The 26,406-nt window shown below is 53.5% G+C and carries 23 protein-coding genes; 6 read left to right on the forward strand and 17 right to left on the reverse strand.

The window, feature by feature from the left end; all coding sequences use genetic code 11:
• Positions 1-27: 27 nt before the first annotated feature.
• The 9 genes from NNO08_RS04180 to maeB all read right to left on the reverse strand — a co-directional run bounded on the left by NNO08_RS04180 (position 28) and on the right by maeB (position 7,951).
• Entirely contained in the window at positions 28-1,431 is a 1,404-nt protein-coding gene (locus NNO08_RS04180) for an aldehyde dehydrogenase family protein (protein ID WP_271456237.1), read from the reverse strand.
• A gap of 11 nt (positions 1,432-1,442) precedes the next feature.
• Positions 1,443-1,730 (reverse strand): ethanolamine utilization microcompartment protein EutN, encoded by a 288-nt coding sequence (gene eutN / locus NNO08_RS04185; protein WP_137384744.1) that lies wholly within the window; start codon positions 1,728-1,730, stop codon positions 1,443-1,445.
• A gap of 110 nt (positions 1,731-1,840) precedes the next feature.
• On the reverse strand, positions 1,841-2,134 hold the full coding sequence (gene eutM / locus NNO08_RS04190; protein ID WP_003835054.1) for an ethanolamine utilization microcompartment protein EutM: 294 nt from the start codon (positions 2,132-2,134) through the stop codon (positions 1,841-1,843).
• Between the two features lie 39 nt (positions 2,135-2,173).
• Positions 2,174-3,190 (reverse strand): phosphate acetyltransferase, encoded by a 1,017-nt coding sequence (gene pta, locus NNO08_RS04195; RefSeq protein ID WP_271456238.1) that lies wholly within the window; start codon positions 3,188-3,190, stop codon positions 2,174-2,176.
• Positions 3,187-3,990 (reverse strand): ethanolamine utilization cob(I)yrinic acid a,c-diamide adenosyltransferase EutT, encoded by an 804-nt coding sequence (eutT, locus tag NNO08_RS04200; protein WP_271456239.1) that lies wholly within the window; start codon positions 3,988-3,990, stop codon positions 3,187-3,189. Before eutT ends, pta begins: the two co-directional genes overlap by 4 nt.
• A gap of 9 nt (positions 3,991-3,999) precedes the next feature.
• On the reverse strand, positions 4,000-4,707 hold the full coding sequence (gene eutQ / locus NNO08_RS04205; RefSeq protein ID WP_271448585.1) for an ethanolamine utilization acetate kinase EutQ: 708 nt from the start codon (positions 4,705-4,707) through the stop codon (positions 4,000-4,002).
• On the reverse strand, positions 4,685-5,164 hold the full coding sequence (gene eutP / locus NNO08_RS04210; protein ID WP_016153958.1) for an ethanolamine utilization acetate kinase EutP: 480 nt from the start codon (positions 5,162-5,164) through the stop codon (positions 4,685-4,687). Before eutP ends, eutQ begins: the two co-directional genes overlap by 23 nt.
• Before the next feature lie 12 nt (positions 5,165-5,176).
• Positions 5,177-5,512: an ethanolamine utilization microcompartment protein EutS gene (gene eutS / locus NNO08_RS04215; protein ID WP_137384748.1), complete on the reverse strand. Its 336-nt coding sequence runs from the start codon at positions 5,510-5,512 to the stop codon at positions 5,177-5,179.
• A gap of 159 nt (positions 5,513-5,671) precedes the next feature.
• Positions 5,672-7,951 carry an NADP-dependent oxaloacetate-decarboxylating malate dehydrogenase gene (gene maeB / locus NNO08_RS04220; protein ID WP_271456240.1) on the reverse strand — a complete coding sequence of 760 codons (2,280 nt, stop codon included), beginning with the start codon at positions 7,949-7,951 and terminating at the stop codon, positions 5,672-5,674.
• Between the two features lie 280 nt (positions 7,952-8,231).
• Between maeB and tkt the strand changes: the two genes are divergently transcribed.
• Entirely contained in the window at positions 8,232-10,226 is a 1,995-nt protein-coding gene (tkt, locus tag NNO08_RS04225) for a transketolase (RefSeq protein ID WP_271456241.1), read from the forward strand.
• Positions 10,227-10,308: 82 nt separating this feature from the next.
• Here tkt and NNO08_RS04230 read toward each other — a convergent pair whose 3' ends face one another.
• From NNO08_RS04230 to aegA, 3 genes are all read right to left on the reverse strand, one after another.
• On the reverse strand, positions 10,309-11,352 hold the full coding sequence (locus NNO08_RS04230; RefSeq protein ID WP_271456242.1) for a DUF1176 domain-containing protein: 1,044 nt from the start codon (positions 11,350-11,352) through the stop codon (positions 10,309-10,311).
• A 124-nt stretch (positions 11,353-11,476) separates the two neighbouring features.
• Complete coding sequence (gene nudK, locus NNO08_RS04235; RefSeq protein ID WP_061068315.1) at positions 11,477-12,052, reverse strand: GDP-mannose pyrophosphatase NudK; 576 nt, start codon at positions 12,050-12,052, stop codon at positions 11,477-11,479.
• Between the two features lie 67 nt (positions 12,053-12,119).
• Complete coding sequence (gene aegA, locus NNO08_RS04240) at positions 12,120-14,099, reverse strand: formate-dependent uric acid utilization protein AegA (protein ID WP_271456243.1); 1,980 nt, start codon at positions 14,097-14,099, stop codon at positions 12,120-12,122.
• 264 nt (positions 14,100-14,363) lie between these two features.
• Here aegA and narQ point away from each other — a divergent pair, with 264 nt between their 5' ends.
• Both narQ and acrD read left to right on the forward strand, forming a co-directional pair.
• Complete coding sequence (gene narQ / locus NNO08_RS04245; protein ID WP_271448589.1) at positions 14,364-16,061, forward strand: nitrate/nitrite two-component system sensor histidine kinase NarQ; 1,698 nt, start codon at positions 14,364-14,366, stop codon at positions 16,059-16,061.
• Positions 16,062-16,245: 184 nt separating this feature from the next.
• On the forward strand, positions 16,246-19,359 hold the full coding sequence (acrD, locus tag NNO08_RS04250) for a multidrug efflux RND transporter permease AcrD (protein WP_271456244.1): 3,114 nt from the start codon (positions 16,246-16,248) through the stop codon (positions 19,357-19,359).
• A gap of 74 nt (positions 19,360-19,433) precedes the next feature.
• Here the strand turns inward: acrD and ypfM are convergent, their stop codons facing one another.
• Positions 19,434-19,493 (reverse strand): protein YpfM, encoded by a 60-nt coding sequence (ypfM, locus tag NNO08_RS04255; RefSeq protein ID WP_001386977.1) that lies wholly within the window; start codon positions 19,491-19,493, stop codon positions 19,434-19,436.
• A 388-nt stretch (positions 19,494-19,881) separates the two neighbouring features.
• Between ypfM and NNO08_RS04260 the strand changes: the two genes are divergently transcribed.
• From NNO08_RS04260 to NNO08_RS04270, 3 genes are all read left to right on the forward strand, one after another.
• Positions 19,882-20,256 (forward strand): ArsC family reductase, encoded by a 375-nt coding sequence (locus NNO08_RS04260; RefSeq protein ID WP_202038088.1) that lies wholly within the window; start codon positions 19,882-19,884, stop codon positions 20,254-20,256.
• 107 nt (positions 20,257-20,363) lie between these two features.
• Positions 20,364-21,491 (forward strand): succinyl-diaminopimelate desuccinylase, encoded by a 1,128-nt coding sequence (gene dapE / locus NNO08_RS04265; protein WP_137384763.1) that lies wholly within the window; start codon positions 20,364-20,366, stop codon positions 21,489-21,491.
• Positions 21,492-21,518: 27 nt separating this feature from the next.
• On the forward strand, positions 21,519-21,719 hold the full coding sequence (locus NNO08_RS04270; RefSeq protein WP_003835080.1) for a YpfN family protein: 201 nt from the start codon (positions 21,519-21,521) through the stop codon (positions 21,717-21,719).
• Positions 21,720-21,811: 92 nt separating this feature from the next.
• Here NNO08_RS04270 and ypfH read toward each other — a convergent pair whose 3' ends face one another.
• From ypfH to purC, 4 genes are all read right to left on the reverse strand, one after another.
• Positions 21,812-22,510 carry an esterase gene (ypfH, locus tag NNO08_RS04275; RefSeq protein WP_271456245.1) on the reverse strand — a complete coding sequence of 233 codons (699 nt, stop codon included), beginning with the start codon at positions 22,508-22,510 and terminating at the stop codon, positions 21,812-21,814.
• Between the two features lie 73 nt (positions 22,511-22,583).
• Complete coding sequence (locus tag NNO08_RS04280; RefSeq protein WP_271456246.1) at positions 22,584-24,599, reverse strand: tRNA(Met) cytidine acetyltransferase TmcA; 2,016 nt, start codon at positions 24,597-24,599, stop codon at positions 22,584-22,586.
• A 15-nt stretch (positions 24,600-24,614) separates the two neighbouring features.
• Positions 24,615-25,481: a KPN_02809 family neutral zinc metallopeptidase gene (gene ypfJ / locus NNO08_RS04285; RefSeq protein WP_202038085.1), complete on the reverse strand. Its 867-nt coding sequence runs from the start codon at positions 25,479-25,481 to the stop codon at positions 24,615-24,617.
• A 129-nt stretch (positions 25,482-25,610) separates the two neighbouring features.
• A complete protein-coding gene (gene purC / locus NNO08_RS04290; protein WP_003835086.1) occupies positions 25,611-26,324 on the reverse strand; it encodes a phosphoribosylaminoimidazolesuccinocarboxamide synthase in 714 nt (237 codons plus the stop codon).
• Positions 26,325-26,406 lie beyond the last annotated feature (82 nt).

Below are 26,406 nucleotides of genomic sequence, written 5' to 3' on the forward strand. Positions count from 1 at the left end.
TCTCCCTATAGCCTGATGGACTAACTGTTATACGATGCGAAACGCATCCACCAACACACAGCGACGCAGACGCACAAACGTGCGCGCACTGGTCACCCCTTCCCCGGTTGGCGTGGTAATGGTCATCGTGGTCCAGCCTTCGCCACCGAGTCCCAGGCCTGCAATACACGGCCCATTCTTGACGAAAATGCTGGTATCAATGGCGTTAGCCATACGGTTCATATTGTCGATGTTGCGTGAGTGCATTGCCGCCGTGTGGTGGCAACCGCCTTCAAGCGCGACGGCCAGATCAATGGCCTCATCAACGTTGGCAACCCGCACCACTGGCAGTACCGGCATCATCAGTTCGGTGACAGCGAATGGATGCGTGGCCGGGGTTTCGACGAATAACAACCGGGTTTGATCCGGTACGTTCAGGCCAATTGCCGCAGCGATTTTTCCAGCGTCACGCCCGACCCAGTCACGGCTGACCGTACCTTTGCCGCGCTCATCAACATTTTTCAGCAGAACCGGTTGCAGTTGCTCAGCCTGGGCCGCCGTCAGCTTGACCGCATGCTGGCTTTCCATCAGGCGCATCAGTTCGTCGGCAACACTGTCGACAACAATCAGCACTTTTTCGTCGGCACAAATGATGTTGTTATCAAACGATGCGCCTTTGACGATGGACTGTGTTGCACGTACCAGATCGGCCGTTTCATCGACCACCACTGGTGGATTACCCGCACCTGCGGCAATCAGACGTTTATTGGTGTGTTTACGCGCCGATTCCACTACCGCTTCGCCACCGGTTACCACCAGCAGGCCGATACCAGGGTACTTGAACAGACGCTGAGCGGTTTCGATATCCGGGTTGGCAACGGTGACCAGCAGATTCGCCGGGCCACCCGCAGCAACCACCGCCTGGTTGAGCAGGGTGATGGCACGCTGAGAAACACGTTTAGCCGCCGGGTGCGGAGCAAAGACCACGCTGTTACCCGCAGCAATCAGGCTGATGGCGTTGTTAATGACGGTTGCCGCCGGGTTGGTGGACGGTGTCACCGAAGCCACTACGCCCCACGGTGCGTTTTCAATCAAGGTCAAGCCGTTATCGCCGGTCAGAACCTGTGGAGACAGGCATTCCACACCCGGTGTGCCACGGGCCTGCGCCACGTTTTTGGCAAATTTATCTTCAACGCGTCCCATACCGGTTTCACTAACGGCAAGCTCCGCTAATTCTCTGGCGTGTTTTTCGCCCGCTTCACGAATAGCGTGAATGGCCAGTTGGCGCATAGCGACGCTTTTCAGCCCCTGCTGGGCCAGTTTTGCGGCCGCCACTGCGTCATCCAGGGAGGCAAAAACGCCCATTTCTTGAACGGCACTAACGGGCTGGCTGCTGTCTTTCATTTTCAGCAGTACCGCTTTCACGACCTGTTCAATATCCTGTTGATTCATGATTTTCTGCCCTATTTATGGAAGATCACCTGACCACCTGCCACCACTTCATCGACAATGCCAATCACGCACAAATCGACAGGCGATGATTCGTTATGGTGCGCCTGACGGGCTGAGCTTCCGCTGACCAGCAGCACCCACTCTCCGTTTCCCGCTCCGATGCTGTCGATCGCAACAGCACACTGCCCGTCAGGATTTCCCTGGGCATCAATCATTTCCACCATCAGCAACTTATCGTGCGCGAGTCCCTGATGGCGTACGGTACAAACGATTTGTCCTGTGACGATTGCCAGTTTCATACCCGCCTCCGTGGCATATTTCAGGTAAAACCTCCCCCTACCCTCCGCAGAAGGTAATGTGAAAAGGAGAGAGGGTGACGCCAGCAATGATGTGGCGTCACATGGACTACTTACATGTCGTTGCTGTCGCCTTTAAAGCTGATCGGGAAGACTTCTTCCAGATCGCCATGCGGGCGCGGAATCACGTGTACAGAAACCAGTTCCCCAATGCGCTGTGCTGCAGCAGCACCCGCATCCGTTGCTGCTTTACAGGCCGCCACGTCGCCACGAACCATTGCAGTAACCAGACCGCCACCGATTTGCTTCACGCCAACCAGTTTCACGCGTGCCGCTTTAACCATTGCGTCAGAAGCCTCAATCAGTGCAACCAGGCCCCGGGTTTCAATCATTCCTAATGCTTCCATTGTGCTTTCCTCTTAAGTAGAAGGGGTCCAGAACGGGACCTAAACAACCAGTGTTTGTGAGGCGTCTTCACGACTCACGTCAGTCTGGCGCGGCACTGCTGCCACCAACGCCAGTTCGATAATTTCCTGTACGCTACAGCCGCGAGAAAGGTCATGAAGCGGTGCGGCAAGCCCTTGAATCAACGGACCGACGGCACGATACCCTCCCAGGCGCTGAGCGATTTTGTAACCAATGTTGCCTGCCTCCAGTGACGGGAAGACCATCACATTGGCATTGCCGTGTAGCGGACTGGCAGGCGCTTTTTGCGCGGCGACATCCGGTACAAAAGCGGCATCAAACTGCAGTTCACCATCAACGGTGAGCTGCGGTGCGCGTTCACGAACGATGTCCGTGGCCTGCTGCACGTTGGCAACGTTGGGATGGCGCGCACTGCCATTACTTGAAAAGGACAGCATGGCGACACGCGGTTCTTCTCCGGTAATGGCCTGCCAGGTCTGCGCACTGGCAATCGCAATATCCGCCAGTTGTGCAGCAGTTGGCTGCGGCACCACGCTGCAATCGGCAAACCCTAATGACGGCCCGAGGTACTGCGGCAGCATCAGGAAAATCGACGACAGCGTTTTGCATCCCGGCTGTAACCCAATGATGCGTAGCCCTGCACGCAGCACATTCGCGGTTGATGACAGGTTGCCAGCAATACAAACATCGGCTTTACCTGCGCTGACCATCGCGGCGGCGAACATTAGCGGATCGTTGAGTTTCTCAAGTGCATCTGGCGGCGTTTTCTCTCCCGCCCGAGCCAGCCAACGCAGCGCAAATTCCTCTCGCATTTGCGGGTTGCTTTGTGGGTCAATCACCTGAATACCGTCCATTGCCACGCGATGGCTGAGGGCAAACTGGCGTAGCGCGAACGGGCTGGCGACGAGAATGGGATGCGCCAGGCCGTGCTGATACAGGTAGTTCGCGGCTTTCAGCACCCGAACATCCAGCGCATCCGGGAACACCACCCGAGCGGGTGCGCGCTGGGCGAGTTGACGAGCACGTTCAATGATCATTGCTTCTCCCCCAGTCGCTGTTGGATTTGGCTGACGCTTAGCGGATGCTTCGCCACACTCAGAATCATCATCACGTAGACCGTACTCGACAGGCGATTCAGCGCCTGCAGAATGTCCGGTCGCAATACTTCAAAACTGCGGGTGATAAACACCTGCGCCGCTACGGTCTCCGTTTCACGGACTTTGGTGCGCAGCAGATTGAGCAATGCAGAATCGCGTCCATGGCTGGCTTCAGGCACCAGATGATCGTGATCCAGATAGCGCAATGGCTGATGCGACAGGCGGTGCAAGTCTTCATCGCTTAAACCGACGATTGACTGCGCGGACAGCGGTTCGTCCATGGCATCGGCACGCATGATGTTGCCCAAACGTGAGCGGATATCCGCCAGCCATGGCTGCCACGGCTCCGCCAGTTCAATCTGCAGCCACACCGCCAGACCAATGGTGCTGTCCAGCGCGGCGCGAAATCCCAGCCGAGGGTCACTTTTGGCGACCATCTTGTCCGCTGTCAGATGCGTCAGGGTGTCCGGTTTCTTCGCCACCGGTTGATGGCACAGTTCGCAACTGGCCTGTGGATGCGTATCGCTGCTGGTTAATCCATGCACCGGCTGCGGCTGCTGTTCTTCGTCATCGATAAACAGACTGCCCTGCTCGTCGATAAACTTAATGCGCAGATGTCGGCTTTCCAGCAGTTCCCGGGCAGACGGCGTCAAGCGAGCATCAGCGGGGAGGTGAATTTCAGCTCCTTCGCTAAGCGTGTGATTCGCTCTTAGCCATGCTTCGGTAATGAAATCCTTCATACATCCGCCTTAGCAGGACTGCCAGTTCGCAGGCCAGGCCACATACAGGAATTTCACAGTCGATGGCGTACCAAACTCGATGCTGGAGCCTTTCGGGATAAACATCACATCCCCGGCTTTCGCAATCATGGTTTCGCCTTCATGACGAACGTGCAGTTCGCCTTCCAGAATCATGTCGATTTCGTCGTAGTTCAGCGTCCATGGGAAAAAAGCGTTATCCCACTGCATGAAGCCGGCGGCCATACTGCTGCCGTCCTGGTCGGTCACTAAGTCGGTTAAGCCAACACAGTGCGGTTGAGCACCGTCAAAACGACCAAACTTCACGCTGCTGCCTTCAATGACTTTCACGCCGCCTTTGCCGGTAACCGAGTTAAAGCTCGGCTGCATTCCGCCCTGCTCCAGCGACTGCTTCTCCTTCATGACTTTATCCATCAACTGCGCGACCAGGCTTTCGGTGAACTGCCCTTCCGGCAGTTGCGCGATGATGGTTTCGCGAATGCGCTGACTTTCCGATTTGCCATCATCCACCGGAGCGGCCGCTGCGGCGGTTGCTGCAACTGGCGCTGATTCGTCGCATTCAGTGATAGTGACGCCCAGCAGCTCCGCAACCTCGCGAGCCTCCGGGGTGATGATGCTGGCGCGCAGAACAACCGACAATTCCTGTTCGCCGCGTGCGTGGGCCGCACGAATATCGTTAGCTGTGATGAGTTTTTTCACCTGCCCTTTCCTCCTTTTGGCTGAGCTCAGTCAGATAATCCACCAGGTGCTGCACGCTGCGCGGGTCATGGCTATTGAGTTCGAAAATTGGCTCCTGGAACCCTATCCCGCGAAGTAGTTGTCGCGTTGCGGCGACGTCGGCATCCGGCATGTCCGTTTTACTGATAACGGCGATTTGTCGTTTACTGGCGCCGATATCCAACAGCCCGGCAGGTAAGCGACTTTCTTTATCATTTGCCGCGTGTATATAAATCAACGTATCAACATCTTGCAGCGTGGTAATTAAGGCGTGATACCAGCGCGGATGGCTAAAATATTCTCCGGGTGTATCGATATCACCGTTTTCATTAAACTCCACGGCCTGTGTTTTTCTGGCGAGGGAATAATTTCCCTGGAGCGCATTAAAAAGCGTTGTTTTCCCCGCCCCGACCGTACCGACAAAAGCAATACGTTTCATCGCCGCCTCTGATTAACTTTTTGTCAGGTTGCACAAAGTGAAATTTAATACCCGACCCAGGCCGCTAACGGTCTGCAATAATGCTTCTTCGACCGCACCAACAGAGCCGTAGATCACCAGCGCACCACTGAATCTATCGAGAAAACCGATATGTACATCCGCGGCCTTCATAGCCAAATCGCCGGCAATCATCGCGGTTTCTCCCGGCGTAAGCGTCATGATGCCGATAGCACCCGCTTCGGGAACGCCGATCTTTTTCGCCAGTTCTTCACCGGGGTGCGCAATCAGATGCGCCAGCGTGACCTGTTTTCCCGGCACAAATTCCTGAATGATGCGTTCTTTTTCCATTGCTCACCGCCTCTGCTAAAACTGTCCTCATCGTGGCAATTTTTTGTCAGAGTAAATAACAAAATTCGGCAAGTGGGTTTAAAAGGTGAAGTAGATCACTAAGAAATGAAAAATAAAAAGGCGCGGGAGAACCCCGCGCCGGAAATAATTAAAGTGAAATTACAGCGGTTGCGTTTGGGCTTCTACGACCGCCAGCGCCACCATATTAACGATACGACGAACAGAGGCAATCGGCGTTAATACGTGAACAGGTTTAGCGACCCCCATCAGCACCGGCCCCACGGTAACACCTTCCGAACTGGAAACGCGTAGTAAGTTGTAACTAATACGGGCAGCTTCCATATTCGGCATCACCAGAATATTGGCTGAGCCTTTCAGCGGGCTGTCCGGCATCCGATCGTTACGAATGCTCTCTACCAGCGCCGCATCACCGTGCATTTCACCGTCGATCATCAGCTCAGGCGCACGCGCCTTAATCAGCTCCAGCGCGTCGCGCATTTTGCTGGCGGATGGGCAATTGGAAGAGCCAAAGTTAGAGTGCGACAGCAACGCCACTTTCGGTTCGATACCGAAACGACGCACTGTTTCTGCCGCCATCACGGCGATTTCAGCCAGCTGTTCCGGCGTCGGGTCATCGTTAACGTAGGTATCCGCAATAAAGGTGTTTCCGCTTTGCAGCAGCAGCGCATTCATCGCCCCTGCCGTATGGACACCTTCACGATGACCAAACACCTCTTTCACCACGCTGAAATGCTCATGGTAGTCGCCAATCGTACCGCAGATCATTGCATCTGCTTCGCCACGCTGCACCATGATCGCACCGATCACCGTGGTGTTGGCGATCACTGCGCGCTGCGCCTGTTCCTGGGTGATCCCCCGGCGCTTCATGATCTGGTAATACTCGCTCCAGTACTCTTTGAAGCGTGGATCGGATTCATTATTGACGATCTCGAAATCGACGCCAGCTTTGATCTGCAAACCCAACTTCTGGATACGCATTTCGATCACGCTCGGACGACCAATCAGGATCGGCTTCGCCAGGCCTAAGGTGATCAATTCCTGCGTTGCATGCAGTACACGCGCTTCTTCCCCTTCCGTCAGCACCACGCGCTTCGGCGCTTTGCGCGCCAGCGAGAAAATCGGCTTCATGAACAGGTTGGTTTTGTAGACGAATTCGGTCAGCTTATCGATGTAAGCGTCAAAATCAGCAATCGGGCGTGTCGCCACGCCAGAATCCATCGCCGCTTTCGCTACCGCTGGCGCGATTTTGACAATCAGACGCGGGTCAAACGGTTTAGGAATAATGTATTCCGGGCCGAAGCTCAGATCCTGATCGCCGTAAGCCGAAGCCACGACTTCGCTCTGTTCAGCATGCGCCAGTTCTGCAATCGCGTGTACCGCGGCCAGTTTCATCTCTTCGTTGATGGCGGTAGCACCCACATCCAGCGCACCACGGAAGATGAACGGGAAGCACAGGACGTTGTTAACCTGGTTCGGGTAGTCGGAACGACCAGTACAGATGATGGCATCAGACCGGACTTCTTTCGCCAACGGCGGCAGGATTTCCGGTTCCGGGTTGGCGAGGGCCAGGATCATTGGCGCACGGGCCATTTTCTTGACCATTTCCTGAGTCAATACTTTCGGCCCCGAGCAGCCGAGGAAAATATCTGCACCGTCAATCACGTCATCCAGCGTACGCTTACCGTCATCTACCACCGCATAAGCCGCTTTGGTTTCCGCCATATTCGGCTCGCGGTCTTTGTAAATCACGCCTTTGGAGTCGCAGACCACAATATTGTGCTTCTGCATACCCAGCGCCACCAGCAAGTTCATACAGGCAATCGCCGCAGCACCTGCGCCAGACACCACCATGCGCACATCAGAAATATTCTTCTCTACCACCCGCAGACCGTTAAGAATGGCGGCCGTACTGATAATCGCAGTGCCGTGCTGGTCATCATGGAATACCGGAATATTCATGCGCTCACGCAGCTTTTGCTCAATGTAGAAACATTCCGGCGCTTTGATGTCTTCGAGGTTGATACCGCCAAATGTAGGTTCGAGGGCCGCCACGACATTGATAAATTTATCCGGATCGAGTTCATCGACTTCAATATCGAACACGTCAATTCCGGCGAATTTCTTAAACAGAACGCCTTTACCTTCCATCACGGGTTTACCGGCTAGCGCACCGATGTTACCCAGTCCCAGCACCGCAGTACCGTTAGAGATAACCGCGACAAGGTTGCCACGCGCAGTATATTTGTAGGCTGCCAGCGGGTCTTTTTCAATTTCAAGGCACGGTGCAGCTACGCCCGGCGAGTAGGCCAGAGCAAGATCGCGCTGTGTTGCCAGCGGCTTGGTCGGAGAAACCTGGATTTTACCGGGTACTGGAAATTCGTGGAAATCGAGGGCGCTTTGTTTTAACTGGTCATCCATCTTGTTGTTCCTTTCACGTATCTATCAAAAAAGTGGCGCGGGTAACCATTCTGCTGAGCCGCACATTATCACCTCAGTCAGCGGCACAAACTTTGAAGGCCTCCAAACTCTCACCATTCAAAGAAAGAATTTGTTATCAATTTATAACAGCTATGTTACCTGCTTAAGCCAGCAATACCATGCCTGTCTGCTATGCTTTTTGCTGACAACGCCCGCAATTTTCCCAAAAGTGTGAATCACAACACGCATCTAACGCTTTACTTTTCAAGGAGTATTTCCTATGACCCGTAAAGAGCTTGCCAATGCCATTCGTGCGCTGAGTATGGATGCCGTCCAAAAAGCTAACTCTGGCCATCCCGGTGCACCGATGGGCATGGCCGATATCGCTGAAGTGCTGTGGAACGATTTTCTCCACCACAACCCAACCGACCCCAGCTGGTACGATCGTGACCGATTTATCCTGTCCAACGGTCATGCCTCTATGTTGCTCTACAGCCTGCTACACCTTTCCGGCTACGATCTGCCGTTAGAAGAGCTAAAGAATTTCCGCCAACTGCACTCAAAGACGCCAGGGCATCCGGAAATTGGCTACACACCGGGCGTGGAAACCACCACGGGTCCACTGGGTCAGGGACTCGCAAACGCGGTTGGGATGGCCATAGCTGAACGGACGCTGGCTGCACAATTTAATCAGCCGGATCACGAAATTGTCAGTCACTTCACCTACGTCTTTATGGGTGACGGCTGTCTGATGGAAGGGATTTCTCACGAAGCCTGTTCGCTGGCGGGCACACTGGGGCTAGGTAAACTGATCGGTTTCTACGATCACAACGGTATCTCGATTGATGGCGAAACCAAAGGCTGGTTTACCGACGATACAGCGAAACGCTTTGAAGCCTATCACTGGCATGTGGTGCACGAGATTGATGGCCACGACCCTGAAGCCGTGAAGCAAGCAATTGTGGAAGCACAGCGCGTAACCGATAAGCCGTCACTGATTATTTGTCGGACGGTGATTGGTTTTGGCTCCCCCAATAAAGCAGGAAAAGAAGAAGCGCACGGTGCCGCGCTGGGTGAACAAGAAGTGGCGTTGACCCGTCAGAAACTGGGCTGGCATCACCCGCCCTTTGAGATCCCGAAAGAAATTTACCGGGCATGGGATGCACGCGAAAAAGGGGAAAAAGCGCAACAGAACTGGAATGCGAAATTCGCGGCTTACCAACACGCATACCCGGAACTGGCAGCAGAGTTTACCCGCCGGATGCGCGGCGCACTCCCCGACGAATGGGAAAAAACAACCCAGAAATACATTACCGAACTGCAGGCTAATCCGGCCAAAATCGCCAGCCGCAAGGCTTCGCAAAATACACTGAACGCCTACGGGCCAATACTCCCTGAACTGCTTGGTGGTTCGGCAGATCTCGCGCCCAGCAACCTGACTATCTGGAAAGGCTCAGCATCCCTGAAAGAAGATCCCGCTGGCAATTATATTCACTACGGCGTGCGTGAATTTGGCATGACCGCCATTGCCAACGGCATCGCTCATCACGGTGGTTTTGTGCCGTACACTGCGACCTTCCTGATGTTTGTCGAGTATGCCCGTAACGCCGCACGCATGGCGGCACTCATGAAAGCCAGGCAGATCATGGTCTATACCCATGACTCGATTGGCCTGGGAGAAGATGGACCGACGCACCAGGCCGTCGAACAACTCGCCAGCCTGCGCCTGACACCTAACTTCAGCACCTGGCGTCCGTGCGATCAGGTGGAGACAGCGGTCGGCTGGAAGCTGGCGGTGGAGCGTCATGACGGACCCACGGCGTTGATCCTCTCCAGACAGAATCTGGCACAGATTGAACGTACGCCCGAGCAGGTGAAGCAGATTGCCCGCGGTGGCTATGTGCTGAAAGACGGTGGAGGAAAACCCGATGTCATCCTGATTGCTACAGGTTCAGAAATGGAAATTACATTGCTGGCAGCGGAAAAGCTGACGGGTGAAGGCCGCAATGTCCGTGTGGTTTCACTGCCCTCAACGGATATTTTCGACGCCCAGGATGAGGCTTACCGGGAATCGGTTCTGCCGGCAAACGTGAGCGCACGCGTGGCAGTAGAAGCGGGTATTGCCGACTACTGGTACAAATACGTCGGCCTGAAAGGGGCTATTGTCGGTATGACGGGATATGGAGAATCCGCCCCGGCGGACAAGCTATTCCCGTTCTTCGGCTTTACGGTGGAGAACATTGTCGACAAAGCGCATAAGGTGCTGAACGCCTGATGGCGACGCTCACGCGTCTTATCAGGCCTACGAACTCTATCACCATCAGGCCGTATAAGGCGCAGTCGCATCCGGCATTAAATTAACGCGTGATCCACAGCGTGGGCCAGGCATCTGGTCCATGCCAGTTATCACAACTTGGCTCTTGTGCGTAACGCACCAAACGAAAGCGCTGGCCGTCAAACCGCCAGCGAGTCTGGATCCCGCAGTCCGATAAACCTCGCCCTTTGGCGAGAGTGACCAACTCACGAGATTTCTCGTCAAACGTGGCATTGGTCAGCTCCATGTCGGTACTGTCTGCATCGGTTTTAAATGGCAGGCTCAGACGTACAGCGCGAGAGGTAAACGGCGTGGTGCGAGAAACGGTCCATGCCAGATCGATGGTGTTGTATGCCCCTGCTTCGCAGCCGATCATCAGCAGAGCTTTATCGTCCGTTAAGGCGAAAACCCGCATCTCACGACGCATGGGATCGAGTGAACAGCGGATGCCATTGATCCGCCAGTTGCCATAATCCAACAGCTCGCTACGCTCCTGTTGAGTGAGTGGCGTTGGCGTGGAATTAACCACCGCCACACCTTTCAGGGCGGGAGCCGGCGGAACGCTGAGCGGCGGCTCGTCTCCTTTCTCAATCCAGGCGGTTTCACTACCGACGCGCTTTTGTTGCGCATCAATAAACAACAATGCTGCTTTCAGCCCAGACAGAGACAGCGTTTGCGTACCTTTTTGTAGGGTAATGGCTTTCGCATCCTGCACGGTTTGTAAAAATGTACCGATGGTAGCCGGATCATCCGTCATCAAATGCCAGGGCGTAATACGCCAGTGTTCACCGGCCAATGGGAGTGGCGCGCCGTCCAGCAGCAAGCGCGGCGCAATATCGGCCTCTTTGACATCAGGAGAATCCATACCGCCAAGTTCAATACGTAACACAGCATCGGTATGCGCCCCGGCACTGCGGCTCAGGGTCATCACCAGGCCGTGATGATCTCCCGTATTTCGCGCCACGCAGAAGTTTTGATTGTTGCAGGTCACCTGCCAATCAGAAAATGCCTGTTGCGCAGGTGCCGCCCACAGCAAGCGGGCCGGTAACAGGCCGAGCAGGAACAAGAAAATAATGCGATAGCGCATGGACGGTACAACCCCGAAATCAAAACACACAGCCCAGGCGGTATCTTCCTTGCGCGACTGATGAGGCTCAATAAGAATCGTCGGATTGGCCTGTATCTTTGTAAAGAAATATAAACTCTGACCGCTAATCCATAAGATGCGACGATTGCAGGTAGTTAAGTAACAGCACCGTTTTCCCGTCGCGAATCTCGCCCGTTTTGATCATCGATAGTGCCTGTTCAAAAGGCAATTCCAGTACTTCAATATCCTCATCTTCAATACCGCCACCCGCATTTGCCCGTTGGCTGTCACTGTATTGCGCGATAAAAAAGTGAATGATCTCCGTCACGCCGCCCGGCGACATATATAACTCAAAAAGTTTCCGTGCTTCGCCCACTTCATAGCCGGTCTCTTCAATGGCTTCTTTACGAATGCAAACTTCCGGTTCATCGTTGTCCAGCAACCCGGCGCAGGCTTCAATCAGTTGTCCACTTTCATTGCCGTTGACCCAGGTCGCAATACGAAACTGACGGGTCAGCACGACGGTTTTTTTCTCCGGGTTATACAGCAAAACTGTGGCACCGTTACCGCGATCGTAAACCTCACGTTTGTGGCGAATGACCTCGCCATTGCTGCGGGTCAGGTCATAGGTGATATTGCGCAGGATGAAGTAGTTATCAGAAAGGACTTTATCTTTGATGAGGGTAATTTTTTGCGACATACCGGCTCCACAGCAAGAAGTGAGAAATAATACTACGCCGTGAAACCGGGTTTGTCTTGACCTTAGGCTAATGAGATTTGACTGATTTTACGCCCAGCCAGTCAATGATGCCCTGTGCGGCATGTCGCCCTTCCGCCATCGCAGTAACGACCAGGTCCGCACCGCGAACTGCATCACCACCAGCAAAGATTTTCGGATTGCTGGTTTGATACCGGTATGCACTCTCCACATTCGCTGCAATACGTCCCCAGTTGTCGACCTTCACACCCTGACTCTCAAGCCACGGCATACCGTGCGGGTGAAAACCAAACGCCATAATCACCGCATCAGCGGGCATGACAAACTCACTCCCGGCAACAGGGACCGGGCGGCGACGCCCCTGAGCATCAGGCTCACCGAGTTGGGTACGTAAAAAACGTACGCCGCTGACGCGTCCATCAGCCTTTAACATCAGTTCAACCGGCTGAACGTTAAATTCGAAATTGGCTCCCTCTTCACGCGCGTTCTTCACCTCTTTTTTCGAGCCCGGCATGTTGGCTTCATCACGACGATAGGCGCAGGTCACCTGACTCGCACCGTGACGTAACGCGGTTCGCACACAGTCCATCGCCGTATCGCCGCCGCCCAGCACGACAACGTTCAGCCCTGCGGTATCAATAAAGGGCTCTTCCGGCAACGCATCCAGCCCCATCACCTGTTTGGTATTGGCAATCAGGAACGGCAGTGCATCATAAACGCCCGGCGCATCTTCATTTGGTAGATCGGCTTTCATCGAGCGATAAGTACCAACCCCCACAAATACGGCGTCGTAATCGTCCAGCAACGAGGACAGCGCCACGTCTTTACCCACTTCACAGTTCAGTTCGAAATGAATGCCCATGGCGCTAAAGATTTCACGGCGGCGCGCCAGCAGCGATTTGTCCAGCTTGAAAGCCGGAATACCAAAGGTCAGCAAACCGCCGATTTCAGGATGACGATCGAACACGGTGGCGCTGACGCCGTTTCGCGCTAACACATCAGCACAGGCAAGACCTGCCGGACCAGCGCCAATAATAGCGACACGTTTATCGACTTTCTGTACATGGCTTAGGTCAGGTCGCCATCCTTTGCTCAGCGCACGGTCAGAAATATAACGTTCAATATTGCCGATAGTCACCGCGCCATGTTCGTTTCGCACCGTGCAGGCCCCTTCGCACAGTCGGTCCTGCGGACAGACGCGCCCAGTCACCTCTGGCAGGCAGTTAGTCTGGTGAGAAAGCTCTACCGCCGCATCAATGTTCCCGGCTTTTACCAGTTCAATCCACTGCGGGATGTGGTTATGCAGTGGGCATGTCCATTCGCAAATACTGTGCTCGCCACACTTCAGGCAGCGAGATGCTTCCCGCTCCGCCTGCGCCGTACGAAATGGCAGGTATATTTCATCAAAGCTGGTTTTACGGGCTTCTATAGCCAATTTATCCGGCTCACCGCGCGGTGGAGTCGCCTGCATCTGCTCGCGCCTGGTGAGCAAATGGGGCGTAAAATCGGTCGCGCTGGCATGCCAGGGCTGACTTTCGAGACTTGCCGTACGCAGCCGGCGTGCTTTTGATAATCCGGTAAGCGAACTTTCCGTCACCAGTTGTAACGCCTGCGCCGGACAGTTCTCCACGCAAGCCGGACCCTCTTCACGCCCCTGACACAGGTCGCATTTGTGCGCTGTTGCTTTTACCTTTCCTTTAGCGACAGGAGTGAGTACGATCTGCATCGTACCAAAAGGACAGGCAACGACGCACGATTTGCAGCCAATACACTTTTGCGCATTCACCTGAACGCTGTCGTGCTCATGACTAATGGCCCCATTCGGGCAACTTCTGGCACAAGGGGCATCTTCACAGTGGTGGCAGGTGACTGCACTGCGCTGTTGCTGATGCTTGATGACGGTAATTCGGGGCTGAAAATGCCGTTGGCTCAGGACATGTTGCTCGTCATTGTGGGCCATGACGCAGGCGACCTCACAGGCGTGGCATCCCAGGCACTGTTGGCTATTGACCATAATAAAACGATTCATGGCTTCCTTCTTTTTTGGTTGCGAAAACCTTATTCTTTATATGACTGTTGTTATTAACCGACCCTGAAGAGGGCGGCAATGTTCATTTGCCCAGGAAGCACAACTATTTATCCAGAACCTGTGGCAGATCAATTTATTTCATCGAATATGAAATTGTGTTTCATTTAATAATCAGTTTCATGATTACTTTTTTAACATTTATCAAATACGCTGAATCGTTCAGGTTGAGTCGGAGCGTGGCGTGAATTGTGTGAGGGTGCGCAAGTGACGGTAAAGCGTCCGGTCTCGGCCAGCCTGGCTAAGGCTTTTTTCTATATAGTGTTGCTGTCGATTCTCTCAACGGGTATTGCACTGCTTACGCTGACCAGCAGCTTGCGGGATGCTGAAGCCATCAATATTGCCGGCTCTCTGCGTATGCAAAGCTATCGATTAGGTTACGATTTGCAAAGCCAGAGCCCGCAGTTAAACGCCCACCGTCAGCTTTTCCAGCAAGCGCTTAACGCGCCAGCATTGCAAAACCTGAATGCCTGGTATGTTCCGCAAACGGTAAAAAGTCGCTATGGCCGCCTGCATGCTAACTGGCTGGAAATGAACGCCCGTCTGACCAATGGCGACTTGCAGTGGTATCAGTCCAATATCAACAACTACGTCGATCAAATCGATCTCTTTGTGCTGGCACTTCAGCATTATGCCGAGCGCAAGGTGATGTTGGTTTTTGGCATATCGCTGGCAGGGGGGATCGGCATCTTCACCCTCGTCTTCTTTACGCTACGGCGTATTCGCCAGCAGGTCGTGCGCCCGCTGAATAAGCTGGTGATGGCCAGCCAGCATATTGAACACGGTCGGTTTGATATCTCACCGCTGGATACACAACTCCCCAACGAACTGGGATTACTGGCGAAGACGTTTAGCCAGATGTCGAGTGAGTTGCATAAGCTGTACCGCTCGCTGGAAGCCTCCGTCGCCGAGAAAACCCACGATCTCCACGAAGCCAATCGCCGCCTGGAAGTGTTATATCAATGTTCCCAGGCACTGAATACCAGCCAGATTGACGTGTACTGCTTCCGCCATATTTTACAGATTGTCCGCGAACATGACGCCGCGTATTTTCTGGAGCTCACCGTCGGTGATAACTGGCGAATCAGCGAAGGAACAGCAAGCCCTGAACTGCCGATGCAGATCCTGCCCGTCACGATGCAAGATACGGTGTACGGTGAACTGCACTGGCAAAGCCCGAATGTCAATGCTTCCACACCACTACTCAACAGCGTATCAACTATGCTCGGGCGCGGGCTGTACTTCAACCAGGCGCAAAAGCATTTTCAGCAGTTGCTGTTAATGGAAGAGCGAGCAACAATCGCCCGCGAGCTCCACGACTCGCTGGCACAGGTACTTTCCTATTTACGTATTCAGCTTACGCTACTGAAACGCGCTATTCCGCAGGATAACATTCCGGCGCAAAGCATCATGGCGGACTTCTCCCAGGCACTGAATGATGCTTATCGCCAATTGCGCGAGCTGCTTACCACCTTCCGCCTGACGTTACAGCAGGCCGATTTGCCTTCCGCCCTGCATGAAATGCTGGAAACGCTGCAAAATCAAACATCTGCTAAACTGACTCTCGATTGTCGACTGCCAACACTGGCACTGGACGCGCAAATGCAGGTGCATCTTTTACAGATCGTCCGTGAAGCCGTGCTGAATGCCATTAAGCATGCCAATGCCAGCGAAATTGCAGTCAGTTGTGTGACCGCGCCGGATGGTAATCATACCGTTTATATCCGTGATAACGGTGTCGGCATCGGTGAGCCTCATGAGCCTACGGGGCACTACGGTCTGAATATCATGCGTGAGCGCGCAGAGAGACTCAGCGGTACATTGACCTTCTCGCAACCTTCCGGAGGAGGCACGCTGGTGAGCATCAGCTTTCGATCGGCAGAGACCGACAGTCAGCTAACGTAAAGAACGGCAAAGCGTCGGAAAGCCTGAATTCAGGCCTGACGGCATTGGCACAAAAGGTACGCTGTAAACGGGCATGATAATTTACATTATCTTCTTTTTTTCTCCACGTTTGCTCCGTACCTTGCCGCTACAGTGAAGCAAGTCATACGCATAAATATACGCAGAAACACGAGGTCCCCTTTTAATGGCGAATTTTTTTATCGATCGCCCCATTTTTGCCTGGGTGTTAGCTATCCTGTTGTGCCTGACGGGAGCCCTGGCTATTTTTTCGCTGCCCGTTGAGCAATATCCTGACCTGGCACCGCCAAACGTGCGGGTAACCGCAAACTATCCAGGCGCATCTGCACAAACTCTGGAAAACACGGTGACCCAGGTTATCGAGCAGAACATGACGGGTCTCGACAATCTGATGTATATGTCATCCCAAAGCAGCGGAACCGGTCAGGCGACGGTGACGCTTAGCTTCGTGGCAGGGACCGATCCTGATGAAGCTGTACAGCAGGTGCAAAACCAGCTGCAATCGGCGATGCGTAAACTGCCACAGGCGGTACAGGATCAGGGTGTTACGGTGCGAAAAACCGGGGATACCAATATTCTAACCATCGCTTTTGTGTCTACCGATGGTTCAATGGATAAGCAAGATATTGCCGACTACGTGGCGAGTAATATTCAGGACCCGCTTAGCCGTATTAACGGTGTAGGGGATATTGATGCTTACGGTTCACAGTATTCCATGCGTATCTGGCTCGACCCAGCCAAACTTAACAGCTTCCAGATGACTGCCAAAGATGTGACTGACGCTATTGAGTCACAGAATGCGCAAATTGCAGTTGGGCAGCTTGGCGGTACGCCTTCGGTGGACAAACAGGCGTTGAATGCAACGATCAACGCGCAGTCACTACTACAAACGCCGGAACAGTTCCGCGATATTACACTACGTGTTAACCAGGACGGCTCGGAAGTCAGACTAGGCGATGTGGCAACGGTCGAAATGGGGGCCGAGAAGTACGACTACCTCAGCCGGTTTAATGGCAACCCCGCGTCCGGACTTGGTGTCAAATTGGCCTCTGGTGCCAATGAAATGGCAACAGCGGAACTGGTCATCAACCGCCTCGATGAGCTGTCGCAGTATTTTCCGCACGGGCTGGAATACAAGGTGGCATATGAAACCACCTCTTTCGTCAAAGCGTCGATTATCGATGTGGTGAAAACGCTGCTCGAAGCAATCGCGCTGGTTTTCCTTGTGATGTACCTGTTCCTGCAAAATTTCCGTGCGACGCTTATCCCGACAATCGCCGTTCCCGTCGTCCTGATGGGTACCTTCTCCGTGCTTTACGCCTTTGGCTACAGCGTTAACACCTTAACAATGTTTGCGATGGTGCTGGCGATCGGCCTGCTGGTTGATGACGCTATCGTGGTGGTGGAAAACGTCGAGCGTATTATGAGTGAGGAAGGTCTCTCACCACGTGAAGCGACGCGAAAATCAATGGGGCAAATCCAGGGCGCGCTGGTCGGTATTGCTATGGTGCTGTCGGCGGTCTTTATTCCAATGGCCTTCTTCGGCGGTACGACTGGGGCCATTTATCGCCAGTTCTCGATTACTATCGTCTCCGCGATGGTGCTGTCCGTTCTGGTGGCGATGATCCTCACCCCTGCCCTGTGCGCTACGCTACTTAAACCGCTGCATAAAGGTGAGCATCATGGTCAAACAGGCTTCTTCGGCTGGTTTAACCGGATGTTTAACCGCAACGCTGAGCGTTACGAAAAAGGCGTTGCCCGGATCCTGCATCGCAGCCTGCGCTGGATACTGATCTACGGACTGCTGCTTGGCGGGATGGTGTTCCTGTTCCTGCGCCTGCCAACGTCCTTCTTGCCGTTAGAAGACCGCGGGATGTTTACCACCTCGGTACAGTTACCGAGCGGCTCCACGCAGCAGCAAACATTAAAAGTCGTTGAGGAAGTCGAGAAGTACTACTTCACTCACGAAAAAGACAACATTATGTCCGTCTTCTCCACGGTTGGTTCCGGTCCAGGGGGGAACGGACAGAACGTGGCGCGCATGTTTGTCCGGTTAAAAGACTGGGATGAACGCGATACCACCACCGGTACCTCCTTTGCCATTATCGAACGCGCGACCAAGGCCTTTAACAAGATTAAAGAAGCCCGCGTCTTCGCCAGTAGCCCTCCGGCCATCAGCGGCCTTGGTAGTTCCGCGGGTTTCGATATGGAATTACAGGACCACGCCGGCGCAGGCCATGACGCGCTAATGGCTGCACGCGACAAATTAATTGAGCTTGCCGGGAAAGACTCTTCACTGACCCGTGTTCGCCATAACGGTCTGGATGACAGTCCGCAACTGCAAATTGATATCGATCAGCGTAAAGCCCAGGCGCTGGGCGTTTCCATTGACGACATCAACGACACATTGCAGACGGCGTGGGGCTCCAGCTACGTAAACGACTTTATGGACAGGGGCCGCGTGAAGAAGGTTTACGTCCAGGCTGCGGCAAAATACCGCATGCTCCCGGACGATATTAACCTGTGGTACGTGCGCAATAGCAGCGGCGGCATGGTACCTTTCTCCGCGTTTGCCACTTCGCGCTGGGAAACCGGTTCACCGCGTCTGGAGCGATATAACGGTTATTCTGCTGTTGAAATCGTCGGCGAAGCCGCACCCGGAGTCAGTACTGGTACGGCAATGGACGTGATGGAATCGCTGGTTCGCCAGTTACCAACCGGATTTGGCCTTGAATGGACGGCGATGTCGTATCAGGAACGGTTATCGGGATCTCAGGCTCCTGCCCTGTACGCCATTTCGCTGTTGGTCGTATTCCTGTGTCTGGCTGCGCTGTACGAGAGCTGGTCGGTACCGTTCTCCGTTATGCTGGTCGTACCGTTGGGGGTCATTGGCGCGCTGCTGGCGACCTGGATGCGGGGCCTGGAAAACGATGTTTATTTCCAGGTCGGCTTATTAACGGTAATCGGGCTATCGGCGAAGAACGCGATACTGATTGTTGAATTCGCCAACGAGATGAACGAAAAAGGACACGACCTGCTCGACGCTATGCTGCATGCGTGTCGCCAGCGTTTACGTCCGATTCTCATGACATCGCTGGCGTTTATCTTCGGGGTACTACCGATGACAATCAGTAGCGGTGCTGGCTCCGGCGGCCAGCATGCGGTTGGGACCGGTGTCATGGGTGGGATGATTTCAGCCACCATTCTGGCGATTTTCTTCGTCCCGCTGTTCTTTGTGCTGGTGCGTAGACGCTTCCCGCTGAAGCCACGCCCAGAATAATCGGGCACAAAAAAGGCGACTTACGATGAGTCGCCTTTTTCATCCTTTTCAGGATATGAATTTCTTCCAGAAAATTATTTACGAAGCATCACTTCGATAAAGTCTTTCCAGTTCCCCAGTTCACGTTCAATCATAACGACCTCTCTTATTATTATGGGCATTCTACGAAATCATCCTCATTAAAAGAAGATAATTTAACCGATGGTTGTGATTACATCCTCCAGTACTTGGGGTCATGTCATCACTATGCGCTATACCCATAAATTTTATGTGACTCACTGCAATATTTTGAAATATTCACACATAATCTACGACTTTGCCAATTTTGATGGAAAAACAGACTGATGCAAACAGGTTAATTCTGAAATACCGCTCGACGTGAAATTTTGGAACTTTCAGGAATCATTATTCACCGTTGTTCAACAATGTTATATTTTTCTATAACGAATGAATGACAATATGTATTATCAGAAACGCGACAATACAAGAATAAGTATTCAAAATACGTTAATAAGGATTCACATGATCACCCTCTACGGCATTAAGAATTGCGATACAATTAAAAAGGCCCGACGCTGGCTGGAAACGCAGGGTATTGACTACCGCTTCCATGATTATCGTGTCGACGGTCTGGACAACGCACTGTTACAGTCCTTTATCAGCGAGTTAGGCTGGGAGGCGCTGCTCAATACGCGGGGAACCACCTGGCGCAAACTGGATGAAGCAACGCGTAATCAAATCACGGATGCCACTGCTGCCGCCTCATTGATGATTGAAATGCCTGCAATTATCAAACGCCCATTGCTCTGCGAGCCGGGTAAGCCTATGCTGCTTGGTTTCAGTGAATCCAGTTATACTCAATGGATTTCGGGCAGCGGGAAGGCAACCAGCGAATGAGCCACAGGAGCTTACTAAAGTCAGTGACTGGAGTGAGTGAATGCCATCGCCGCACATGCAGCTTGAAAGATGACGAGTATTTGCAGTTTTTTAATGAGGTATAGTCTATGTCGTGCCCGGTTATTGAGCTGACACAGCAGCTTATTCGCCGACCTTCCCTGAGCCCGGATGATGCCGGGTGCCAGGCGTTAATGATTGAACGTCTGCGTGCGGTAGGTTTTACCGTTGAGCGAATGGATTTTGGTGACACACAGAATTTTTGGGCATGGCGCGGAAAAGGTGAGACCCTGGCATTTGCCGGTCACACCGACGTAGTGCCCGCAGGCGATGTTGATCGGTGGATCAATCCGCCGTTTGAACCGACCATTCGCGACGGCATGCTGTTCGGGCGCGGTGCGGCCGATATGAAAGGTTCGCTGGCGGCAATGGTCGTGGCGGCAGAGCGATTTGTCGCCCAACATCCGAACCATCAAGGGCGTCTGGCATTTTTGATAACGTCTGACGAAGAAGCCAGCGCTAAAAACGGCACCGTGAAGGTCGTTGAAACGCTGATGGCGCGCAATGAGCGGCTGGATTATTGCCTGGTCGGTGAGCCGTCCAGCACCGAAATCGTCGGTGACGTGGTAAAAAATGGACGCCGTGGTTCCCTCACCTGCAACCTGACTATTCATGGCGTACAGGGACATGTGGCCTATCCGCATCTGGCTGATAACCCAGTACACCGGGCTGCACCAATGCTCAATGAGCTGGTGGCGATTGAGTGGGATCAGGGCAATGAGTTCTTCCCGGCAACCAGCATGCAGATTGCCAATATTCAGGCAGGCACGGGCAGCAACAACGTCATCCCCGGCGAACTGTTTATTCAGTTCAACTTCCGCTTCAGTACCGAATTAAACGACGAAATGATTAAGTCGCGGGTACTGGAACTGTTGGACAAGCACCAACTGCGTTACACAGTAGACTGGTGGCTTTCCGGCCAACCGTTCCTGACCGAACGCGGTAAACTGGTGGATGCAGTGGTGAACGCCATTGAGCACTATAATGAAATTAAACCGCAGTTACTGACGACAGGCGGGACGTCCGACGGGCGCTTTATTGCCCGCATGGGGGCACAGGTGGTGGAACTTGGGCCGGTCAATGCCACCATTCATAAAATAAATGAATGCGTCAATGCCGCCGACCTGCAGCTACTTGCCCGTATGTATCAACGTATCATGGAACAACTCGTCGCCTGATGAGTGTTCCTGCAAGAGGAAATAAGCATGGACTGGCTGGCAAAATATTGGTGGATTTTAGTGCTGGTGTTTCTGGTGGGGGTACTGCTGAATGTGATCAAAGATCTTAAGCGTGTCGACCACAAGAAGTTTCTCGCCAATAAGCCGGAGCTTCCCCCGCATCGTGATTTTAACGATAAATGGGACGATGACGACGATTGGCCGAACAAGGATCAGCCGAAGAAATAATTTGTAGGCCGGATAACACATATCACGTTGCTATCCGGCACTATCACTGACTGTCATGCCGGATGGCGGCTTCGCCTTATCCGGCCTACAGGTTAAATCATCTCAATCACATCATCATCGTGAGGCTTACCACCGCTCAGCGCTTCATCAAAGTAGTGCTTCGGCACGGTAAAACGCAGATGGTCGAGCGCAAACTGCATGCTGTGTTCATCAATGGCATGTCCGAGGGCATCAACAATATCCAACGTTACGTCCCCACCTGCTCGAATTAACGCTTCCTGCGCAGCAACGGCATGAGATAACTCAATCACCCGATCTTCACCGCCGTGAATCAAATGCACTGTGGTAGCGGTGGTAGCCACTTCCGGCAAGGTAGCGTAACGCCCATTAAAGGCGATGACCCGCGATGCCAGCTCCGGCTCAGCTTTGATACTCTCGAGTGACATAATCGCCCCCTGAGAAAAACCAATCAACGCCGTAGCCTGAGGTGACACACCACTCTGTTTCTGCCAATAGCGAACGGTTTCGATAAAGACCGGCATGATGGCATCAATACGCGCCTGACGGTTCTCTTCTGTTACACCCTGAACCGAAAACCACTGACGCCCACCGGCTGCGCCATAAGGCTCAGCGCCACCAATACTGACAATCAGCGCGTCCGGAAACAGTGGTGCAAACCAGGAACCAATTTCGCCCATGGCTACCGGATTATCGCCGACACCATGAAACAGCAACAGCAACTGTTGAGCGGGTTTATCGGGACTTTGAACAACAAAATGGTCATGTTTCATGGCGATCTCCTTAACTGATGAGAATTATTCTACGCCGCTTAACCGCAATGACCATGCCAGGAAATTGAAGAAGTTAGTGAAAAAATTGCCATTGCATAATGCGATTACGTAACTGTTGCTGACGTTCGATATCCAACTGCGCTAACGCCTGCGCCGCCTCTTCACGCTGAACCAGCAACAACGCTTTGCGCCCCGATACCTTCAGCCGCTTGCACAATTCCGCGTCACTGCATTGTTCCTGTAAACGCCCTCGCAGCGCCGGGAGAGGCTGTTCACAGTGCTGGAGCAGACGACTCAGACAACCGAGTGATGTGAGTAACGGCCGATGCGCGAAGGCAAACCCTGCCAGCTCATCCCAGTCATCATCATTAAGCGTAGACGCTTTCAGTGGAACGACCGGGATACACTCATCATTCCATTGTGCGAGGATCGCCGCATCACGACGCAATCGCTGATGCTCCCGCTCAGCCAGGCGCTGCCCTGCATCACTGATAGGAAGCAACGCCATTGCCGTATAGCACCCGCTGCTGGCTTCACGATGATTCCCCATCCGCACCATGACAAAACCGCAGCGCTGCCAAAAACGCCACAACTCGGCCGTATAACCAAAACTGACGGAAAGATAGTCACACTGCGAAGAATACTGATGGGCCTGCATAATCAGTTGCTGCCCGATACCTTCCCGCTGACGAGCAGGATGAACCGCAATACGGCTAACCCGCCGGCCAACCAGCGTTGCGGCCAGCGGATCGCTGCCATGCGCCGCCAGTGACTGCGCAACCAGGTTGCCTCTTGGCCGACGATATCCCGCCCACACAGCCTGACTTAACGCTGTGGATAGGCCACCCTCATCCACCAGCCAGACAGCGCCCGCAACAGCGTCCACGCCCGATGCCTGAAGAAAATGCTGCCCCGGCGCATCCATCATCCGGCGCAGATCCAGTGGTGAAGTGCGATAATGCGCGCCGGAGAGCAATTGATAGACCGCCAGCGGTAGCGTCGGGTTGGTATGCCAGACATTCGCATCAAATGCGCTGAAGCGAATCTCACCCTGTGGTGCATGAGTAAAGGTTTCATCATCAAACACCAACGCATCGCTGACAATTTTTTCCAGTGGGCATCCCTGTGCCCAACGCACTGGCTGTTGTAATTCATAGCGTTGCAGATTTGGGAAGCGAGCGCAGAATTTCAACAAAAAACCTCTGCCGGTTCCTTCATAGCCCTGAACGGTTGTCGTTAACAGCGTGCGGGGAAAACGTGAAACCAGCTGATGCAAAAGCGGCGCAGGAATCGCAGCAGCTTCATCAACAACGAGCCAGTCAGCCGTTTCAGCACTGGCTAACAGCGCGTCCGGCGCCATAAAGCAGTAGCGTTCCCCGGCAAATTGCGCCAGTACATCCGTTGCCGCTTTCGCCGGTGCGGTAACGATGGCCGTCCCCTTCATACGCGAAATCAACTGCCCGGCCAGCGCAGATTTACCCCGACCACGCGCGGCGGTCACCGCAACCACACCCGGAGGCATATCCAGCAAATGATGTAAAATCTTCGCCTGTTCCGGCTGAGGATCGCCGTTTGCCGGCTGCCAGTCTGCTCGCACAGGAAAATGCGGATAGGATTTCGCCTGATGCTGTTGCCAGTGCAGCGTTTCCCCTTCACGAGCCACTGCTCGCCTGAAGTGTTCAACAAAGTGCGGTGTTGGGATAGGTTCAGCGCAGTCGCTCCAGCGCAGGGAATCCGAGTCCGGATGCGTGTGCCAGTCCTGCCAGGGTGGGGTCAGCAACACCAGCCAACTGCCGGCAACCAGCGTTCCGCTTAAGGCGGCAAATGCCGCGGCGTCAAACCCCTGTCCGGCATCAAAAACGGCATGGCGAAATTCACGCCCTAACAGCGTCTGTAGCGCCTGGGGTGTACAGTTCGGCTCAGCAGGAGCTGTTGCTCCCACCCATAGCCAGTCGCCCGGCAATGTATTGCGTAGCGCTAACGCTTGGGCCTGGCACCAGTTTTCTTCGCCGCTGATTATCAGCAGACGACGAATCCCTTCGCGGCTCATCTGTTCTGTGAGCGCACTCAGTGCTGCATTGTCAGACATCCCTGCCTCAATATCTTAAATGCCCTTGCCAAAGGTATTACATTGTCCCGGATCGCCACTGTCAAAGCCGCGTTTAAACCAGGTGTAACGTTGCTGCGAGGTGCCGTGAGTAAAGCTATCGGGCACAACGCGTCCTTGCCCTTGCTGTTGCAAACGATCATCACCAATGGCCTGAGCGGCGTTTAACGCCTCTTCCAGATCGCCGGATTCAAGTACACCCTGCTGCTGCATACTGTGTCCCCAGACACCCGCAAAGCAATCCGCCTGCAGCTCCATACGAACGGAAAGGCGATTCACTTCGGCCTGAGAGGCATTCTGCTGCATCTGGCGAACTTTCGGTTCAATACCCAGCAGTTTCTGCACATGGTGGCCTACTTCGTGCGCGATGACATAGCCCTGAGCAAAATCGCCATCGGCACCCAGTTTATTTTTCATGTCATCATAGAAGGAAAGATCGATATATACCGTACCGTCCGCCGGGCAATAAAACGGGCCCATCACGGACTGGCCCGCACCGCAGCCGGTACGCGTCGCGCCACGATACATCACCAGCTTCGGCTGTTGATAGGTGCGCCCCATTTTTTCAAACTGCTGACCCCAGGTATCTTCGGTCGTTGCCAGTATCACTGAGGTAAATTTTGCGGCTTCATCATCATTTGGGCTGATGGAGCGTGTGGTTTGCTGTTGCGAAACAGGCTGGCCGGTCATTAGTCCGGTGAGATCTACGCCATAATAGCCCGCAACAAGCACCACAATCAGCAGAATGATACCGCCTTTACCACTCGGCAAACGAAAACCAGGGCCGCCCATGGAAGGACCACCGCCGGCGCTATTTCGTCTGTCTTCCACATTGTCACTTTCACGACGCCCTTGCCAGCGCATAGTCACCTCAACTTTTTATTCATTATGTTGATGATCGTAGGCGGTTCGGAACAGGATTACCATAAGAAACAGTAATCAAAATCGGGGGGATTGATGAGCCGGAGAGCGATCGCCGGCTCAGGGGGAGGATTAGTCTAACTTCACACCCAGACGATGCGCGACGGCTTCATAGGCTTCGATCAGCCCGCCCAGACTCTGGCGGAAGCGATCTTTGTCCATTTTATCCAGCGTTTCTTTGTCCCACAGACGACTACCGTCCGGTGAGAATTCGTCGCCCAGCACCACTTCACCTTTATACAAACCAAACTCAAGTTTGAAGTCGACCAGAATCAGGCCTGCATCATCGAACATCTTTTTCAGCACGTCGTTGGCTTTGTAGGTCAGCTCTTTCATACGTGCCAGATTCTCTTTGCTCACCCAACCAAAAGTTTCGCAATAGGAATCGTTAATCATTGGATCGTGCATAGCATCATTTTTCAGGAACAGATCAAACAGCGGCGGATTCAGTTCAATACCTTCCTCAACGCCTAAACGCTTAACCAGTGAGCCTGCCGCGCGGTTACGTACCACACATTCAACCGGCACCATCTCCAGTTTTTTCACCAGACATTCGGTATCGGAAAGCAGTCGCTCCATCTGGGTAGGAATGCCTGCTTCTTGCAGTTTGGTCATAATGAAATGGTTGAATTTGTTATTCACCATACCTTTACGGTCAAACTGTTCAATGCGCGCGCCATCCCCTGCTGACGTATCATTGCGGAATTCGAGCACCAACAGGTCCGGGTTTTCCGTGCTGTATACGGTCTTCGCTTTACCACGATACAACTCAGCTTGCTTTTGCATCTTTATTACTCCTGGGTGTGAATTAACGATAAATATTGCGTTTTTCTGCTGACGCACACGTTTGCGTATCATATCAGAAAAA

It is taken from the genome of Citrobacter sp. Igbk 17 (assembly GCF_028069775.1).
GTDB lineage: Bacteria > Pseudomonadota > Gammaproteobacteria > Enterobacterales > Enterobacteriaceae > Citrobacter.

What these genes read in the sequence shown, in the direction of transcription:
- pta (WP_271456238.1), bottom strand. Translation starts at nt 3,190, where the DNA reads ATGATCATTGAACGTGCTCGTCAACTCGCCCAGCGCGCACCCGCTCGG.
- NNO08_RS04280 (WP_271456246.1), bottom strand. Translation starts at nt 24,599, where the DNA reads ATGTCTGACAATGCAGCACTGAGTGCGCTCACAGAACAGATGAGCCGC.
- purC (WP_003835086.1), bottom strand. Translation starts at nt 26,324, where the DNA reads ATGCAAAAGCAAGCTGAGTTGTATCGTGGTAAAGCGAAGACCGTATAC.
- eutP (WP_016153958.1), bottom strand. Translation starts at nt 5,164, where the DNA reads ATGAAACGTATTGCTTTTGTCGGTACGGTCGGGGCGGGGAAAACAACG.
- ypfJ (WP_202038085.1), bottom strand. Translation starts at nt 25,481, where the DNA reads ATGCGCTGGCAAGGGCGTCGTGAAAGTGACAATGTGGAAGACAGACGA.
- eutT (WP_271456239.1), bottom strand. Translation starts at nt 3,990, where the DNA reads ATGAAGGATTTCATTACCGAAGCATGGCTAAGAGCGAATCACACGCTT.
- NNO08_RS04180 (WP_271456237.1), bottom strand. Translation starts at nt 1,431, where the DNA reads ATGAATCAACAGGATATTGAACAGGTCGTGAAAGCGGTACTGCTGAAA.
- dapE (WP_137384763.1), top strand. Translation starts at nt 20,364, where the DNA reads ATGTCGTGCCCGGTTATTGAGCTGACACAGCAGCTTATTCGCCGACCT.
- eutM (WP_003835054.1), bottom strand. Translation starts at nt 2,134, where the DNA reads ATGGAAGCATTAGGAATGATTGAAACCCGGGGCCTGGTTGCACTGATT.
- eutS (WP_137384748.1), bottom strand. Translation starts at nt 5,512, where the DNA reads ATGGAAAAAGAACGCATCATTCAGGAATTTGTGCCGGGAAAACAGGTC.
- nudK (WP_061068315.1), bottom strand. Translation starts at nt 12,052, where the DNA reads ATGTCGCAAAAAATTACCCTCATCAAAGATAAAGTCCTTTCTGATAAC.
- aegA (WP_271456243.1), bottom strand. Translation starts at nt 14,099, where the DNA reads ATGAATCGTTTTATTATGGTCAATAGCCAACAGTGCCTGGGATGCCAC.
- NNO08_RS04260 (WP_202038088.1), top strand. Translation starts at nt 19,882, where the DNA reads ATGATCACCCTCTACGGCATTAAGAATTGCGATACAATTAAAAAGGCC.
- eutN (WP_137384744.1), bottom strand. Translation starts at nt 1,730, where the DNA reads ATGAAACTGGCAATCGTCACAGGACAAATCGTTTGTACCGTACGCCAT.
- tkt (WP_271456241.1), top strand. Translation starts at nt 8,232, where the DNA reads ATGACCCGTAAAGAGCTTGCCAATGCCATTCGTGCGCTGAGTATGGAT.
- NNO08_RS04230 (WP_271456242.1), bottom strand. Translation starts at nt 11,352, where the DNA reads ATGCGCTATCGCATTATTTTCTTGTTCCTGCTCGGCCTGTTACCGGCC.
- NNO08_RS04270 (WP_003835080.1), top strand. Translation starts at nt 21,519, where the DNA reads ATGGACTGGCTGGCAAAATATTGGTGGATTTTAGTGCTGGTGTTTCTG.
- ypfH (WP_271456245.1), bottom strand. Translation starts at nt 22,510, where the DNA reads ATGAAACATGACCATTTTGTTGTTCAAAGTCCCGATAAACCCGCTCAA.
- acrD (WP_271456244.1), top strand. Translation starts at nt 16,246, where the DNA reads ATGGCGAATTTTTTTATCGATCGCCCCATTTTTGCCTGGGTGTTAGCT.
- maeB (WP_271456240.1), bottom strand. Translation starts at nt 7,951, where the DNA reads ATGGATGACCAGTTAAAACAAAGCGCCCTCGATTTCCACGAATTTCCA.